We start from the raw sequence: 13,963 nt of genomic DNA, 5'->3' as shown, positions 1-13,963 counted from the left end.
GGTCGAGCGGCAGCAGGATGTTCTCCTTGGCGGTCAGCGTGGGCAGCAGGTTGAACGCCTGGAAGACGAAGCCGACCGAGTCGCGGCGCAGCTGGGTGAGCCGCCGGTCGTCCAGGCCGGTGATCTCGGTACCGCCCAGCCAGATCTGCCCGGACGTCGAGGCGTCCAGTCCGGCGAGGCAGTGCATCAGGGTCGACTTGCCCGATCCGGAGGGTCCCATGATCGCGGTGAACGACCCGCGGCGCAGCGCCAGGTCGACGCCGGCCAGGGCGTGCACCTGGGCGTCACCGGTGCCGTAGGTCTTGGTCAGGCCCACGGCGCGGGCGATGACATCCGTAGTGGGAGCGGGCAAAGTCGCGGTCATGCGGCAACCCTAGGTGTCAGCTGTGAACCGCCGAATGGCGACCGGGCGAGAGTGGGGGTAGTGCTGGCACTACCGTCCGCCCACTCCCAGCGCTGGGTGTCAGGCCTCAGATCCAGCCGTTGTCCAACGCGGTGCGGATTGCCTCGGCGCGGTTGCGGGCGCCGAGCTTGCCGATCGCGGCACTCAGGTAGTTGCGCACGGTGCCCTCGGAGAGGAAGACGGCGGCGGCGATCTCGGCGGTCGCGGCGCCGCCGATGCTGGCGGCCAGCACCTGTGCCTCGCGTTCGGTCAGCGGCGACGCCCCCAGGCTCAGGCTCGCCGCGGCCAGTTCGGGATCGACGTGCCGAAGGCCCTGACTGACCCGGCGGATGCCCTCCAGCAGCCGCTCGATCGGGGCGTCCTTCACCATGAAGCCGAGCGCACCGGCCTCCAGGGCCCGGCGCAGGTAGCCGGGACGTCCGAACGTGGTCACCACCAGCACCCGGACGCCGGGCGCGGCGGCCAGCAGCGGTGCGATGGCGTCCAGGCCGTCCTCGCCGGCCAGGCCGCCGGTCGGCATCTGCACGTCGAGCAGCGCGACGTCCGGACGGGCGCGGGCCGCCACCGCCACAGCCTCGGCACAGGTGCCGGCCTGACCGACCACCTCGAGGTCGTCCTCCAGGTCGAGGGTGGTGGCCAGCGCCGTCCGGATCATCTCCTGGTCGTCGGCCAGCAGCACGCGGATCATCGGGCTCCTTCGGGTGTCGGGACGGCGAGTCGCACGGTCAGCACGGTGCCGGCGGACGAGGTGCGCACGTCGAAGCCACCGCCGGTTTGTTCGACCCGGCTCTGCAGGCCGGCCAGTCCGCTGCCGTCGTGCGGGCCGGTGAACCCGGTGCCGTCGTCGGTGACGCTGACGTGGTCGGCGTCCGCCTCGATGGTGCAGATCGTCGCCCGGGAGTGCCGGACGACATTCGTCACCGCCTCGCGCACCGCGTAGCCGAGCAGTTCGCTGTCGGCGTCGCCGATCACCGGCAGCGCGACCGGTGCCCGGCACTCGATGCCGGCCGCGGTCAGCACCGAACGGGCGGCGGCGATCTCGGACGCCAACCGCACCTCACGCATGCCGGCCGCGGTGGCACGGACGTCCTTCAGCGACTGCCGGGCGATGGTGGCGATCTCGCCGATCTGGACGGCGGCCGCCCCCGGATCGCGGCTGGTCAGCCGCTGGGCCAGGTCGGCCTTGACGGCAATGGTGGTCAGTGAGTGGCCCAGAATGTCGTGCAGGTCGCGTCCGATCCGTTCCCGTTCGGCGGCGACGGCCAGCACAGCGGTGCGTTCCTCGGCCTTCCGCAGCGCCGAGCGGGCGGCGTCGTAGCGAATGCCCAGTCCGACGGTGAGCGCCAGGGCCAGCCCCATCAGCACCATGACGACGCCGAACAGGTCACTTTGTAGCAGGGAGAATCCGAGGCCGAGGATGGTGGTGGCGATGACCACGATCAGCGCATGCCGCCAGGCGATCAGGGTGACCGCGGTGCAGGTGATCAGCGGCGCGAAGTAGAGCGGCCGCGACTCGGGGAACAGGCCCAACGCCAGGATGGAACTGATCAGCCCGGCCAGCCACAGCCAGCGGGCCCACTCGGGCCAGTGCATGACCAGCGTGCTGCCGACGAAGAATGTCACGATGACCAGGCAGTTCAGTGTCACCAGGGCGATCACGGCGGGCCCGGCGTCCAGGGCGTAGGCGATCGGAATGAGTGCGAAGACGCAGCTGGGCAGGATGTAGCCGGCGCCCTGGGCGAACGCCCGCCGGTACCAGGGCAGGCCGCAGGCCCCGGGTACGAAGGCCGGGGCCTGCAGGCTGGTGTCGTTGGTCATGACTGCGATGGATGTCCGGGTCAGCGGCGGGAGGTGCGGATAGCCCGACGGTAGCCCAGGGCTCCGACGCCGACCAGCACCGCCAGCCAGACCACCAGCACGATGACGCCCTGCCAGGGGAAGTCGCCGCCGACCAGTGGCCAGGCGCCGATCTGGCTGGCCCAGTACGACGGCAGCAGTTTGCCGATGGTCTGCATGACCTCCGGCATCAACTGCAGTGGCACCCACAGGCCGCCCAGCATCGCCAGCGCCAGCATGGCCAGTGTGGTGACGGCGGTGGCGGTCTGCGGCTTGAACCACAGTGCGATGACCAGGCCGAAGACGATCATCGGCAGCAGCGCGGTGACGATCAGGCCGAGCGAGGCGGCCCAGGTGCCGGCATCGAGCCGGACGCCGCGTGCCGCGCCGGCCAGAAACACCGTTCCGATAGCGGGGATCAGCACCGCGATCGCGGTGAGGATCTTGGCCAGCACGAACTGCCCGGGAGCCAGCGAGGTGAGCATCAGCTGCCGGAACCAACCTGAGGAACGCTCGGACTGGATCTGTGAGCCGGCGTTCATCGCCGCGCCGAGACCGCCGTAGGTGGCCATCGTCACCATCATCACCGCCGCCACGTTGATGCCGGAGCCACCACCTTCGTCGCCGTACATGCTGGAGAAGAACAGGTAGATGGTGGTCGGCATCACGATGACGAAGCCGAGGAAGGCCCAATCCCGCAGCTGGATCAGGATGCTCTGGACGGCGTAGTGGAAGAACCGCCGCGCCGACCCGGAGGGCCGGGCATCACGGGTCGGTGTTCCGGGTGGTTGAGCGATGTCGCTCGTGCGATGGGTGGTGAGCGTGGTCATGAGGTGTCCTTACAGGGTTGGTTGTCGGTGGTCGAGCTTGTCGAGACCCTTCCGGTGCCCGTGCTTAGGAGGGGTTTCGACAAGCTCAACCAGCGGTGGGCGGCATCTGCTCGGGGCTCGACCAGCGGTCAGCGGCATGCTCACGAGACCAGCGAGACGAAGGCGTCCTCGAGGCTCGGCGCGCTGACCTCGACATCCCGGACGGCGTCGTCGGCGAGCAGCGCCCGCAGGGTCGCGTCGGAGTCGGTGCTGGTCAGCACGATCCGAGCGCCGCGCTGCTCCTGGGCCGCGACGCCGGGGAGCCCGGCGTAGTCACGGGCCGGTCCGGTGAAGCCGATCCGGCGTCCGCCGACCACCGCCTTGATCTGGCTGCCGGTGCCGTCGGCGACGATCCGGCCGTCGTTGAGCACCACGATCCGGTCGGCGAACTCGTCGGCCTCGTCGAGATAGTGGGTGGCGAAGACGACGGTGCGGCCCTCGGCGGTCAGCGTGTCCATCGTCGCCCAGAAGGCGCGGCGGGCGTCGACGTCCATGCCGACGGTCGGTTCGTCCAGGATCAGCAGCCCGGGGTCGGCCATCATCGCCAGCGCGAACCGGACGCGCTGGGCCTGCCCGCCGGAGAGCTTGTTGGTGTTGCTCTTCAGGATCGGGGTCAGGTCGGCACGGTCGATGACGTCGTCCAGCGACAGCGGGTGGGCGTACAGGCCGTGCATCAGGGTGAGCAGTCGGCGCACCGGCACATCCCAGAGCAGGACGCCGTTCTGCAGCATGGCGCCGACGTCACCGCGCCGCATCGCGCTGACCGGGTCGGCGCCGAACACCTCGACGGTGCCGGCGTCCGGCTTGGTCAGCCCCAGCACCATCTCGGTGGTGGTGGATTTGCCGGCACCGTTGGGGCCGAGCAGGGCCATGATCTGGCCGGCCGGCACCGTCAGGTCGAGCGCGTCGACCGCGGTCAGCGCGCCGTAGGTCTTGGTGAGTCCGGTGAGGGTGATCGCGTCCATGCCTCAACGGTGCCGCGAGCCGTCCGTTTCGCTCAGAGGGCGCTGTCACCGGTTGGCGATGACAGCTGTCACAGGCTCCTCAGCCGCCGGGGCGGAAGGCCGAGCCCATGGCGGCCAGGGCACCGTCGGCGATCGGGATCCGGCCTTCGCGCGCTGCCTTCACCAGTGCGGCGTGATCGGCCTCGGTCTGGTCGGCGTACAGCCGGGCGAACCGCGAGAACGCCTTGGCGGCCTTCTCGCCGCGGCCCAGGTAGCCGGCGATCATCGAGGCGCCGGACGTCCGGGCGTGACCCTTGGCGAGCAGGTGCCCGACGATGCCCGCGTAGTCGGTCAGCGCGGTGGCGGTCAGCCCGTCCAGCGGCACGGTGCCCTTCATGTTCCGGAACTGCCGGACGTAGTACTGCCGTCCGTCGACAGAGGTCCAGCCCAGCAGCGGGTCGGAGACGGTCTGCAGCGCCTGCTGGTACTCGACCACCCGCTGGCCCTGATGGTCGTGCCAGGCGGCGTCGCCGTGCACGTACTTCGCCAGCACCGAGCGGCGGGCCTGCTTCAGCTGCAGGAACAGCACGTCGTCCGGTGAACTGCCCTCCAGCAAGGCCACATAGGCACGTAGCCCGACCGAGCCGACACCCACCACCTTGTGCGCGATGTCGACCAGCGTGTACCCGGCCACCACCCGCCGCCAGTGCGGGGCGAGGGTGTCCAGGTAGGCGTCCAGCCCCTCGGAAAGCTGTTCGAACTCCTCGCCGCGCACCGATCGGATCAGCGGCAGTTCCTCGACGATCCGCCGCTCGCCCTCGGCGGTCGAGTCGGTGAACCGGGGCAGCGCTCGGTCCGAGGTGCGCTTCCGAGCGGTCTTGGCGGCCCGCTTGATCTCGTCGCGCAGCTGCTTCTCGGTGGCGGTCTCATGCAGCCGCTCCACGTCCAGCCGGTTGTACGAGCGGGCCAGCAACGGCATCGTGGCCAGCTGCGCGACCTCGTCGCGGTAGGCGATGACGCAGGCATGCACCGCCTCGGCGATGTCGTCCTCGCTGTAGCCGTTCTCGCGTCCGGCCACCCAGACGGCGGCGGCGAGCCGGCGCAGATCCCACTCCCAGGCGCCGGGATGAGCCTCGTCGAAGTCGTTGAGGTCGATCACCTGTTCGCCCTCGGGCGAACGGTAGAAGCCGAAATTGCCCAGGTGGGCGTCGCCGCAGATCACCGGCATGATCCCGGTGAGGGGCAGCGCGGCGAGGTCGGAGGCCATCACCACGGCACTGCCCCGGTAGAAGCCGTACGGCGAGGACACCATCCGTCCGACCCGGATCGGGATCAGTTCCTTGACCCGGCCGTGGTGCGAGGCATTGATGAGCTCGATCGGATCCGGACGGGCCTGGGTGGCGTTCCAGACGCCGAGCGCCGAGATCGGCACCCGTTCGCGCAGCGACCGGCCCAGCGCGAAACGCTCGTCGCGGGTGGTGCCGCGCTGCTGCACGGACGCGAACGCGCTGCTGTCGGTGCTGGCCAGGACGGTGTGACTGGTGTGATGCGACATGGCGGCTCCTTTCAAGCGGGATGAGCCTAGTGGTGCGGGCTCGTCGCCGCTCAGATCGGGACGCCGAGCGCGGCCAGCTCGGACGCCAGCCCGGCCGCCCCGTCACTGGTGCGATGCAGCGCCGACGGTATCCCGGCGGCTCGAGCGGCGCGCACGTTGCTCGGCGAGTCGTCGACGAAAACCACCTGGTCGGCGGGCAGTTCGAGCACGTCGAGGATGTGCTGGAAGTACTCCGCCGACGGCTTCGCGACACCGACCTCGTAGGAGTAGAAGACGTGGTCGAAGTGCCGATCCATCTCGTGGTAGTGACGCATCCGGGCGCCGCGGTAGCTCTGCTGATTGGTGGCCAGGACGGCGAGCAGCCCGGCGGTGCGGACGCGGTCGACGACCGCGAGGGCGTCCGGATCGACCACCAGGTCGTGCCACACCTGGAGGATCTCGTCCACGCTGCCGCCGGTGCCACAGGCGAGCAGTCTTTCCAGCCGCGGCTTCAAGTCGGCATCGCCGGTGAGGCAGTCCAGCTCAGCCGCGAAAGCGTCGGCGACGAAGGTGGGGCCGCCGATCCGGGTGAATTCGGCCAACCATCCCGGACGTGATGACTGCAGCACGCCGTCCGCGTCGAACAGCACCGCGCGAGGTGCCGTACCCGCCGGATCGGGCTGGTTCAGATAGCCGGACGCGGTCGCTACGGCGCGCTGCCAGTAGTCGCGGGCGGCGGGCGCCTGCTCGTCGGGGACGGCGCGGGCCTCGATCACCAGGTCGGTGCCGATGAACAGCAGGAACCGACCCGGTTGCTGCCAGCCGTCGCCCGCCCAGCTGAACTCGACACGTCCCGGTTCGACGGTCTCGATCCGGCCCTGGCCGCCGATGCCGAGCGCGTTGTTCGCGTCGTAGTCGCGGCCCGGCTCCAGGTCGGGCGCGCCATGGCCCCAGACCAGCTCGGGGTGGGCGCGCACCTCGTCCCAAGCGGTCCCCGGAGCGGTCAGTGGAGCGGTCAGGGTGAAGTCGGTCATGGCTGCCATTGTTGCGGACGGCTCCGCTCCGGCTGCTCGCGCAGTGGTTGCGGCCGGCCCGTCCGCGGCGACGATGAAACGATCGGCGGGTGGCCTTCTTCACCGCGCTGATCGAGGTGATCCTGCCGGTGGTGCTGGTCGCCCTGGTCGGTGTCGCGCTGGCCCGGGCGTTCCGGCTCGACATGGACACCGTCGGCAAGATCAACCTGTACGGACTCACCCCGCTGCTCGCGTTCGACAGCGTGATGAAGACCGAGGTGTCCGGCGGCCAGGCGGTGCAACTGGTCGGCGGCTACCTGCTGATCACCCTGGTCATCGGCCTGGTCGCGCTGGCCGCCGGCTGGCGACAGGACCGGCCGACCCGGCGGGCGATCGTCGCCTCGGTGATCATCGGCAACAACGGCAACTTCGGACTGCCGATTGCCCTGTTGGCGCTCGGACGGGTCGGCCTGGACCAGGCGGTGGTGATCTTCGTCACCTCGCTGGTGGTGATGTACACGGTGGGGCCGGCGCTGCTCGGTTCGCACGGCGGCGTGGGCGATGCGGTGCTGACCGTGATCAAGCTGCCGGTGGCGTGGGCGCTGGTGGCCGGGCTGATCGTTCGGCTGACCGGGGTGACCCTGCCGATCGGCGTCGCGCGCGGCGTCGAGCTGCTCGCCCAGGCGGCGATTCCGATGGTGCTGATCGCGCTCGGACTGCAGCTGGGACAGCGCGCCAGCCTGCAGTTGACGGCGCCGGTACTGATCGCCGCCGGCGTCCGGGTCGTGGTGCTGCCGCTGCTCGCCGTCGGCATCGGTCTGTTGCTGGGGCTGGGTGCCCTGGAGCTGAGCAGCCTGGTTCTGGCCTGTGCCATGCCGACCGCGGTGAACGCGTTCATGCTGGCCCGCGAATACGGCTCGAATCCGCAGCTGGTCGCGAGTGTGGTGGCACTCTCGACGCTGGCCAGCCTCGGCACGATCGCCGCGGTGGTGGCGCTGCTGCCGCCGGTCTAGGTGGGGACTAGGCGCGTTCGAAGTGTGGCCGCTGCACCAGCTCGATGTCGACGGACCGGGCCCGGTCGGTCCCGCCGGCGAAGGTGACCGCCGAGACCGGCTCGCCGTTGCCGCCCGGTGCCAGCCAGCTGAAGGTGTCGCCGTCGTAGTGGGTCAGGGGCGCACTGAGATGCTTCGGCCCGATGGTCAGGGTGAGCTGGTCGCCGTTCCGACTCACCCCGACGTCCCCCATATAGGCGTTGGTGTAGGTGCCGACATAGGCGTCCAGCGGCCGCGCGGGCGCGGCATTCGTCGGCGGCGGGTCGGCCACCTTGCTGCCGTTGACGAAGAGCGCCCCGAAGATCGGGGTGAAGAAGGCCAGCCAGTCCCGTTCCACCGCGCCGGTGCGAACCAGATCGGTGAAGCCGAGCGTGACCGCTTCGGCGGCACCCACAGGGGACGCGTTGGTGAGCGCGACGATGCCGACATCAGCCCCTGGGAGCAGGGCGAACGCCGTCCCGGCCCCGACGTAGAAGGCGCCGGAATGACCGAGCCGGACGTGCCCGGTGGAGGTGTTCTCGACGTTGAAGCCGTAGCCGTAGAACCGGCTGCGGGCGTCGGAGGATTGCAGCGGGCCGGTGGCGATCTGGGCGGTGTGCGATTCGCGCAGCGCGTCCGGGTCGATCACGGTCTGGGTGCCGACCTTTCCGTCGGCGAGGTTCATCATCAACCAGCGGGCCATGTCGTTGGCCGACGAGCTGACCCCGCCGGCCGGTGACTGTGCGTCGGCGTCGCGGGTATAGCGGGCCTCGAAGGCCTTGTCTCCGGTGCGGAAGTGCAGTGTCGCGCGGTTCTCGCGTCCGGTGAAGTCGGCGTAGGTCGAACTGGTCGAGGTCATCCCGAGGGGCGTGTACAGCAGGTCGGAGCACAGCTGCTCCCAGGGACGCTTGGCCGCTGCGGCGGCCGCCTGAGCACCGGCGGTCAGACCGAAGTTGCTGTAGTGGTAACTGATCCGGAACGGGTCCAGTTCGAACTGGCGGAGCTTGGCCAGGACGCCGGCGCGATCGAATCCGAAGGCTTCGAGGTCGTCGCCGGCTTGGTAGGGCAACCCGCTGCGGTGGGCGTACAGGTCGGCGATGGTGACGCGCTTGGTGACCTCCGGGTCGGAGAGCGCGAAGTCCGGCAGGTACGTGGTCACCGGGTCGGACCAGGACACCAGCTTCTTGGTGACCGCCGCCGAGACGCACGTGCTGCCCACCGATTTCGACACCGACGCCAGCTGGAAGACGGTGTCGGCGTCGACCTTGGCCTCCTTGCCGAGCTCGCGCACGCCGAACCCCTTCGCGTAGACGATCTCGCCGCCGCGGACCACGGCGACCGACATGCCGGGCACGCCGGTCCGCTGCAGGACGTCGGTGACCATCTGGTCCAGGCCGTTGATCGCGGTGTCGACCTGGCCGGACGGGATGGGTCGGGCCGCGTAGGCGTCCGGCGCCGTCTCGCCCACCGGTTGCAGCGGCCCCGAGGCCGGGTCGGACGATGTGCACGCAGTGAGCAGGACGGCGGCCAGCGCGAGTGCGGCGGCAGACAGGAGACGGGACACGAGACGTCCTCTCGGAGGGGGTGGCGAGGCTGCGCTCATCTCAGCAGATGCACATGCCACGCGGAAGGGGCCCGGGCAATAGACCCGCTCCTGGCCCAGATCCACAGCCCGTCCTCGTCGGGGCCGAGCGCGGCCGCGATCTCGGCGATCTCCCGCACCAGCAGGACGGCCGGCAACTCGGCCGGCCGGCCGCGTCCGATTCGCGACGGCAGCCCTGGTGTCCGAGGCATAGGCTCCCCCCATGCTGACCACTGAGGATCTCGCCGACGCCACCCGAATCGTCGCGGAGCGCGTCCCGGTGACGCCCGCCTATCGCTGGCCGCTGCTCGAGCGAATCACCGGGACGCCCACCTGGGTGAAGCATGAGAATGCCACCCCGACGGGCGCGTTCAAGGTGCGCGGCGGACTGGTCTTCGCCGAGCGGTTGCGGCGCGAGGGAGCGGCCACCGCAGGCCTGATCGCCGCCACCCGTGGCAATCACGGCCAGTCGGTCGCCTATGCCGCCCGGGAGCTCGGATTGTCCGCCACGATCGTCGTGCCCGAGGGGAACAGTCCGGCCAAGAACGCGTCGATGGCTGCCTTCGGTGCCGAGCTCGTCGTCCACGGCCGCGACTTCCAGGAATCCCTGGAGCATGCCCGTGTGCTCGCGGCCGAGCGCGGACTGATCTTCGTGCCGTCCTTCCACCCTGATCTGGTGGCGGGGGTCGCCACCGGCGCTGCCGAACTGCACGCCCAGGCCGGGCGGCTCGACGTCATCTATGTGCCGGTGGGACTGGGTTCCGGCATCTGCGCCCACATGGCCGTCCGCGATCTGCTGCAGGCCGACACCGAGATCGTCGGCGTGGTCGCCGACCGGGCGCCCGCGCACGCCCTGTCGTTCGAAGCCGGGCATGCCGTGAGCACCCCGGACGCCGACACGTTCGTCGACGGCGTCGCCACCCGGACGCCGGTCCCCGACGCGGTCGCGGCCATGGTCGCCGGGGCGGCCCGCTTCGTCCGGGTCAGTGAGGCCGACGCCGAGGAGGCGATGAGAATCATCTGGCAGACCACCCACCAGATGCCCGAGCCGGCCGGGGCGATCTCGCTGGCCGGCCTGCTCGGTGACACGGCCCGCCGCCCCGGAGCGACTGCGGCGGTGATCATGTCCGGCGGCAACTGCGACACCGACCTGGTGCTGCAGGTGCTGGCCAGCTAGCCCACTCAGCCGCCGGCGACGATCCGGCCAGCCTGAACGACGACGCGGGGCGGGGCGTCGGCGAGCACCGAGACGTCATGCAGCGGATCGCGGTCCAGCACGATCAGGTCACCGTGGGCGCCGGGGGCGATCACGCCCAACTCGCCCTCGCGCTGGATCAGCCGGGCGGCGGTGCTGGTGGCGCTGCGGATGGTGTCGATGGTGGGCACGATCTCAGCTCGAATGGCGAATTCCTTCGACTGGTGCCGCTGCATGCCGCCCAGCAGATCGGTCCCGTAGCAGAGGTTCACGCCGCCGCGGTAGGCCCGCTCCAGCGCCGTCATGCCGCCGTCCAGTACCACCGACACCTTCTCCCAGTTGTCCTGGGAGAGGCCGAACTCGCGGCCCTCCTCCATCAGCGCCCAGTAGGTGACCAGGTTCATGGTGACGAACGCGTCGTGTTCGAGGAACAGCGCCACCGACTCGTCGTCCATCAGGTTGCCGTGCTCGATCGAACGGACGCCGGCGCGCAGCGCCCGGTTGATCGCCCGGCCCGTGTAGGCGTGGGCCGCCACGTACCGGTTGGCCGCCTCGGCCTCCTCCACCACGGCGGTGATCTCGTCCAGCGAGTACTGCGTGGAATCGACCCGGTCGGTCGGGGATGCCACGCCGCCGCCGGCCATGATCTTGATGTGGTGGGCGCCCTTGCGCAGCTCGTCGCGCGCGGCGGCCCGGACGGCGTCCACCCCGTCGGCGACGCGTCCGATGTGGGCGCAGGTGGCCGCCGAGTCGACGTGCGACTCACCCCGTCCGCGCGGGTCGGCGTGCCCGCCGGTCTGGGACAGCGCCTTGCCGCCGAAGAACAGCCGGGGACCGCGCAGCAGCCCTTCGGCCTGGGCGTCGTGCAGCCCGTAGTCGGCACCCGCCACGTCGCGGACGGTGGTGAACCCACGGTCGAGCATGTCGCCCATCAGCCGGGCGGTGTGCATCGCGACGTAGTTGGGCGAGTCCTTGCCGAGCCCGGCCAGGTCGGCGGTGTGTGCCGTGACGTGCACGTGGCAGTCGATCAGGCCGGGCAGCACATAGGCCCCGGCCGCGTCGATCTCGCGAGCATCACCGGTAGCCGCAGACGACTCCAGGTCGACGAACCGGCCGTCTCTGATCTCCAGGTCGCCCTCGCGGTAGTCGCCGGCCCCGACGTCGAGCCAGGTGGCGTTGCGGACGATCAGATCGGGTGCGGTCATGGGTGTCGCCTTCCGTTCTCGGCCGTCCGGACGCCGTGCGCGATGATCTCCAGCGCCCGGTCGATCTTCTCCTGCGTGTAGCTGCCCTCGGCCGCGCAGAGGTTGACCGTGCCCCAGGTGTGGCCGACGGCGTTCTTCAGCGGCACGTTCAGGATGGAGCCGCAGCCCAGCGAGCGGATCAGCTCGGCATCGGCGAAGATGTTCTCGAGGTCCTCCGGCGAGGCGCCGAAGTAGGGCGTTCCGGCGTCCCGGGAGACGGCGATCCACTCCGGGGACACCTCAGTGGCGACGTCTTTCGAGCCGCCCACCGGGTACTCGACGGGATGTGAACTGTAGACGCGTTCCATCCGGGTGCCGCCGTCGGTGAAGTGCAGGACGGTGAACAGGATCACCCCGATCGTCCGCTCGATCTCGGTGTGGACCTCGGACCATGGGGTCAGGTCGGTGCTCTCGGCGCCCATCAGTGTCTCCGGGACTCCGCCTGGACGACGCCGGTGCCGCTACCGGTGATCTCCTCCAGCGACCGGCCCGCCGTCCGCACCGCGAACAGCAGCGTGCAGATGACGCCGATGGCCAGGACGGTGGTGGTCATCCCGAAGACACCGGCGAAGCCCCACTGGGCGGCGAAGGCGCCGATGATGATGGGTGCGGTGATCGACCCGATCCGGCCGAACGAAGAGCTCATGCCCACACCGGTGGCCCGCAGCCAGGTCGGGAACACCTCCGGGGTGTAGGCGTAGAGGCCTGCGTACGTGCCGTTCAGGAAGAACGACAGCGTGACGCCCGCCCAGGTGACCATCACGGGGTCGTTCGCACCGCTGAGCCACAGCGCGGCGAGGGCCGACCCGGTCAGGTACAGGGCAATGGTGTACTTCCGGTCGAGCTTCTCGTTCAGGTAGGCGGCGCTGAAGTAGCCGGGGATCTGGGCGAGATAGATGAACAGCGAGTAGGTGAAGCTCGTCGTCACGCTGATCCCGCGGTTGACCAGCAGGGTCGGGATCCAGGTGAAGAAGCCGTAGTACGAGAAGGTGATCACGAACCAGATCAGCCAGGTGGTGGCGGTGATCCGCCACATCGAGGGACTCCATAGGAAGCGGATGGCCTTCCCGAAGGAGAACTTGTGCGGCGGCTCCTCGTCCGCGGCGTCCGGATCGACAGGCGGCAACTCATGGCCGACCGCTTGTTGCACGCGCTGCTCGAATTCGCTGACCACCCGTTCGGCCTCGTCGTGCTTGCCCTGGGTGACCAGGAAGCGCGGCGACTCGGGCAGCGAGCGGCGCCACCACAGCACCATCACGATCGGGATGAAGGTGAGCACCTGCGCCCAGCGCCAGCCGTTCTCACCCAGCGGCACCACGAACCGTCCGATCAGTGCGGCACCGACGAAGCCGAAGGAGAAGAAGCCGGACAGTGCACCGAGGAACCAGCCGCGGCGCTGCTTGGGTACGAACTCGGACAGGAACGGGGCGATGATGACGCTCTCCGCCCCCGCGCCGGCGCCGGCCAGGATGCGGAAGACGAGGAAGCTCTCGAAGCTCCAGGACGCCGCCGCGGCCAGCGACGCGACGGCGTAGACGGCCAGCGCGTACATCATCACCGCCTTGCGGCCGATCTTGTCGCCCAGATAGCCGGACACCAAGGCCCCGATCAGGAAGCCGATCGGGGCCGACGAACCCACGATGCCGAGTTGCCACGACTCGAGCCCGAAGACCTCGCGGACGCTCGGCATCAGGAAGGCGACGACGGCGCTGTCCATGCCGTCGAAGGTGTAACCGAGACCGCCGATCAACAACAGGGCGTAGTGCGGCTTGCTCATCGGCAGCCGGTCCAGGCGAGCGGTCAGTGAGAGAGCCATGATTGGCCTCCTCCGTCGGGGGCAGGACGATCAGGTGAGAGTAGTCCCAACCACCCCCGAACAGGTACCAGCCGTGTTACCGGTTGAAACGTGCTTACAGCTCGTCCGGGGACCTCCGCGCGGCGCCCTTGTCGGCTGACTGGGCGAGCAACGCGAAGATCTTCAGCGCCGAGGACACCTCGCGCTTGCGGTCCTTCGGCTTCCAGCCCCGAGCCTCGGCTTCGGCCCGGCGGGCAGCCAGGGTGGCGTCGTCGACCTCGAGGGTGACGGTCCGGTTCGGGATCGAGAAGGTGATGATGTCGCCGTCCTCGACCAGGCCGATGGTGCCGCCGGACGCCGCCTCGGGCGACACGTGCCCGATGGACAGTCCGGACGAGCCGCCGGAGAAGCGTCCGTCGGTGATCAGCGCGCACTTCGGGCCGAGCCCGACCCCCTTCAGGTAGGACGTCGGGTACAGCATCTCCTGCATGCCCGGCCCGCCCTTGGGGCCCTCGTA

15 protein-coding genes are annotated in these 13,963 nt (G+C 69.9%); 2 read left to right on the top strand and 13 right to left on the bottom strand.

Annotated features, from left to right (window positions below; all coding sequences use genetic code 11):
* From Q0066_RS06795 to Q0066_RS06765, 7 genes are all read right to left on the bottom strand, one after another.
* Positions 1-364 (bottom strand): ATP-binding cassette domain-containing protein (locus Q0066_RS06795; protein WP_298131391.1); only part of this gene is annotated, 364 nt, incomplete at its 3' end.
* 106 nt (positions 365-470) lie between these two features.
* A complete protein-coding gene (locus Q0066_RS06790; protein ID WP_298131389.1) occupies positions 471-1,091 on the bottom strand; it encodes a response regulator transcription factor in 621 nt (206 codons plus the stop codon).
* Positions 1,088-2,221 (bottom strand): sensor histidine kinase, encoded by a 1,134-nt coding sequence (locus Q0066_RS06785; protein ID WP_298131387.1) that lies wholly within the window; start codon positions 2,219-2,221, stop codon positions 1,088-1,090. Before Q0066_RS06785 ends, Q0066_RS06790 begins: the two co-directional genes overlap by 4 nt.
* Positions 2,222-2,241: 20 nt before the next feature.
* Positions 2,242-3,069, bottom strand: coding sequence for an ABC transporter permease (locus Q0066_RS06780; RefSeq protein ID WP_298131385.1), 828 nt, complete (start codon positions 3,067-3,069; stop codon positions 2,242-2,244).
* A 140-nt stretch (positions 3,070-3,209) separates the two neighbouring features.
* The gene (locus Q0066_RS06775; RefSeq protein ID WP_298131383.1) at positions 3,210-4,073 is read right to left on the bottom strand and encodes an ABC transporter ATP-binding protein; all 864 of its coding nucleotides are present in this window, start codon (positions 4,071-4,073) and stop codon (positions 3,210-3,212) included.
* Between the two features lie 79 nt (positions 4,074-4,152).
* On the bottom strand, positions 4,153-5,607 hold the full coding sequence (locus tag Q0066_RS06770) for a DUF2252 domain-containing protein (RefSeq protein ID WP_298131382.1): 1,455 nt from the start codon (positions 5,605-5,607) through the stop codon (positions 4,153-4,155).
* 50 nt (positions 5,608-5,657) lie between these two features.
* A complete protein-coding gene (locus tag Q0066_RS06765) occupies positions 5,658-6,620 on the bottom strand; it encodes an HAD-IA family hydrolase (protein ID WP_298131381.1) in 963 nt (320 codons plus the stop codon).
* An 89-nt stretch (positions 6,621-6,709) separates the two neighbouring features.
* On the opposite strand from Q0066_RS06765, the gene Q0066_RS06760 reads away from it, so the two are divergent.
* Positions 6,710-7,612 carry an AEC family transporter gene (locus Q0066_RS06760; RefSeq protein WP_298131379.1) on the top strand — a complete coding sequence of 301 codons (903 nt, stop codon included), beginning with the start codon at positions 6,710-6,712 and terminating at the stop codon, positions 7,610-7,612.
* Positions 7,613-7,619: 7 nt separating this feature from the next.
* Here Q0066_RS06760 and Q0066_RS06755 read toward each other — a convergent pair whose 3' ends face one another.
* Positions 7,620-9,194 (bottom strand): serine hydrolase, encoded by a 1,575-nt coding sequence (locus Q0066_RS06755; protein ID WP_298131376.1) that lies wholly within the window; start codon positions 9,192-9,194, stop codon positions 7,620-7,622.
* 35 nt (positions 9,195-9,229) lie between these two features.
* Positions 9,230-9,424 (bottom strand): hypothetical protein, encoded by a 195-nt coding sequence (locus tag Q0066_RS06750; RefSeq protein ID WP_298131373.1) that lies wholly within the window; start codon positions 9,422-9,424, stop codon positions 9,230-9,232.
* Between the two features lie 11 nt (positions 9,425-9,435).
* On the opposite strand from Q0066_RS06750, the gene Q0066_RS06745 reads away from it, so the two are divergent.
* Positions 9,436-10,389: a threonine dehydratase gene (locus Q0066_RS06745; RefSeq protein WP_298131372.1), complete on the top strand. Its 954-nt coding sequence runs from the start codon at positions 9,436-9,438 to the stop codon at positions 10,387-10,389.
* A gap of 5 nt (positions 10,390-10,394) precedes the next feature.
* On the opposite strand, the gene Q0066_RS06740 is transcribed toward Q0066_RS06745, so the two are convergent.
* From Q0066_RS06740 to Q0066_RS06725, 4 genes are all read right to left on the bottom strand, one after another.
* A complete protein-coding gene (locus Q0066_RS06740) occupies positions 10,395-11,612 on the bottom strand; it encodes an amidohydrolase family protein (protein WP_298131370.1) in 1,218 nt (405 codons plus the stop codon).
* Positions 11,609-12,073 (bottom strand): hypothetical protein, encoded by a 465-nt coding sequence (locus Q0066_RS06735; protein ID WP_298131367.1) that lies wholly within the window; start codon positions 12,071-12,073, stop codon positions 11,609-11,611. The genes Q0066_RS06740 and Q0066_RS06735 overlap by 4 nt, the downstream gene beginning before the upstream one ends.
* On the bottom strand, positions 12,073-13,467 hold the full coding sequence (locus tag Q0066_RS06730) for an MFS transporter (protein ID WP_298131365.1): 1,395 nt from the start codon (positions 13,465-13,467) through the stop codon (positions 12,073-12,075). The genes Q0066_RS06735 and Q0066_RS06730 overlap by 1 nt, the downstream gene beginning before the upstream one ends.
* 94 nt (positions 13,468-13,561) lie before the next feature.
* The coding region (locus Q0066_RS06725; protein ID WP_298131363.1) for a dihydroxy-acid dehydratase at positions 13,562-13,963 on the bottom strand (402 nt) is incomplete at its 5' end.

Origin of the sequence: Micropruina sp. (assembly GCF_027492755.1) — a bacterium.
In the GTDB taxonomy this organism is placed as follows: Bacteria; Actinomycetota; Actinomycetes; order Propionibacteriales; family Propionibacteriaceae; genus Micropruina.
The sequence above is the reverse complement of the archived record's forward strand: the minus strand, read 5'-3'. Positions and strand labels throughout refer to the sequence as shown.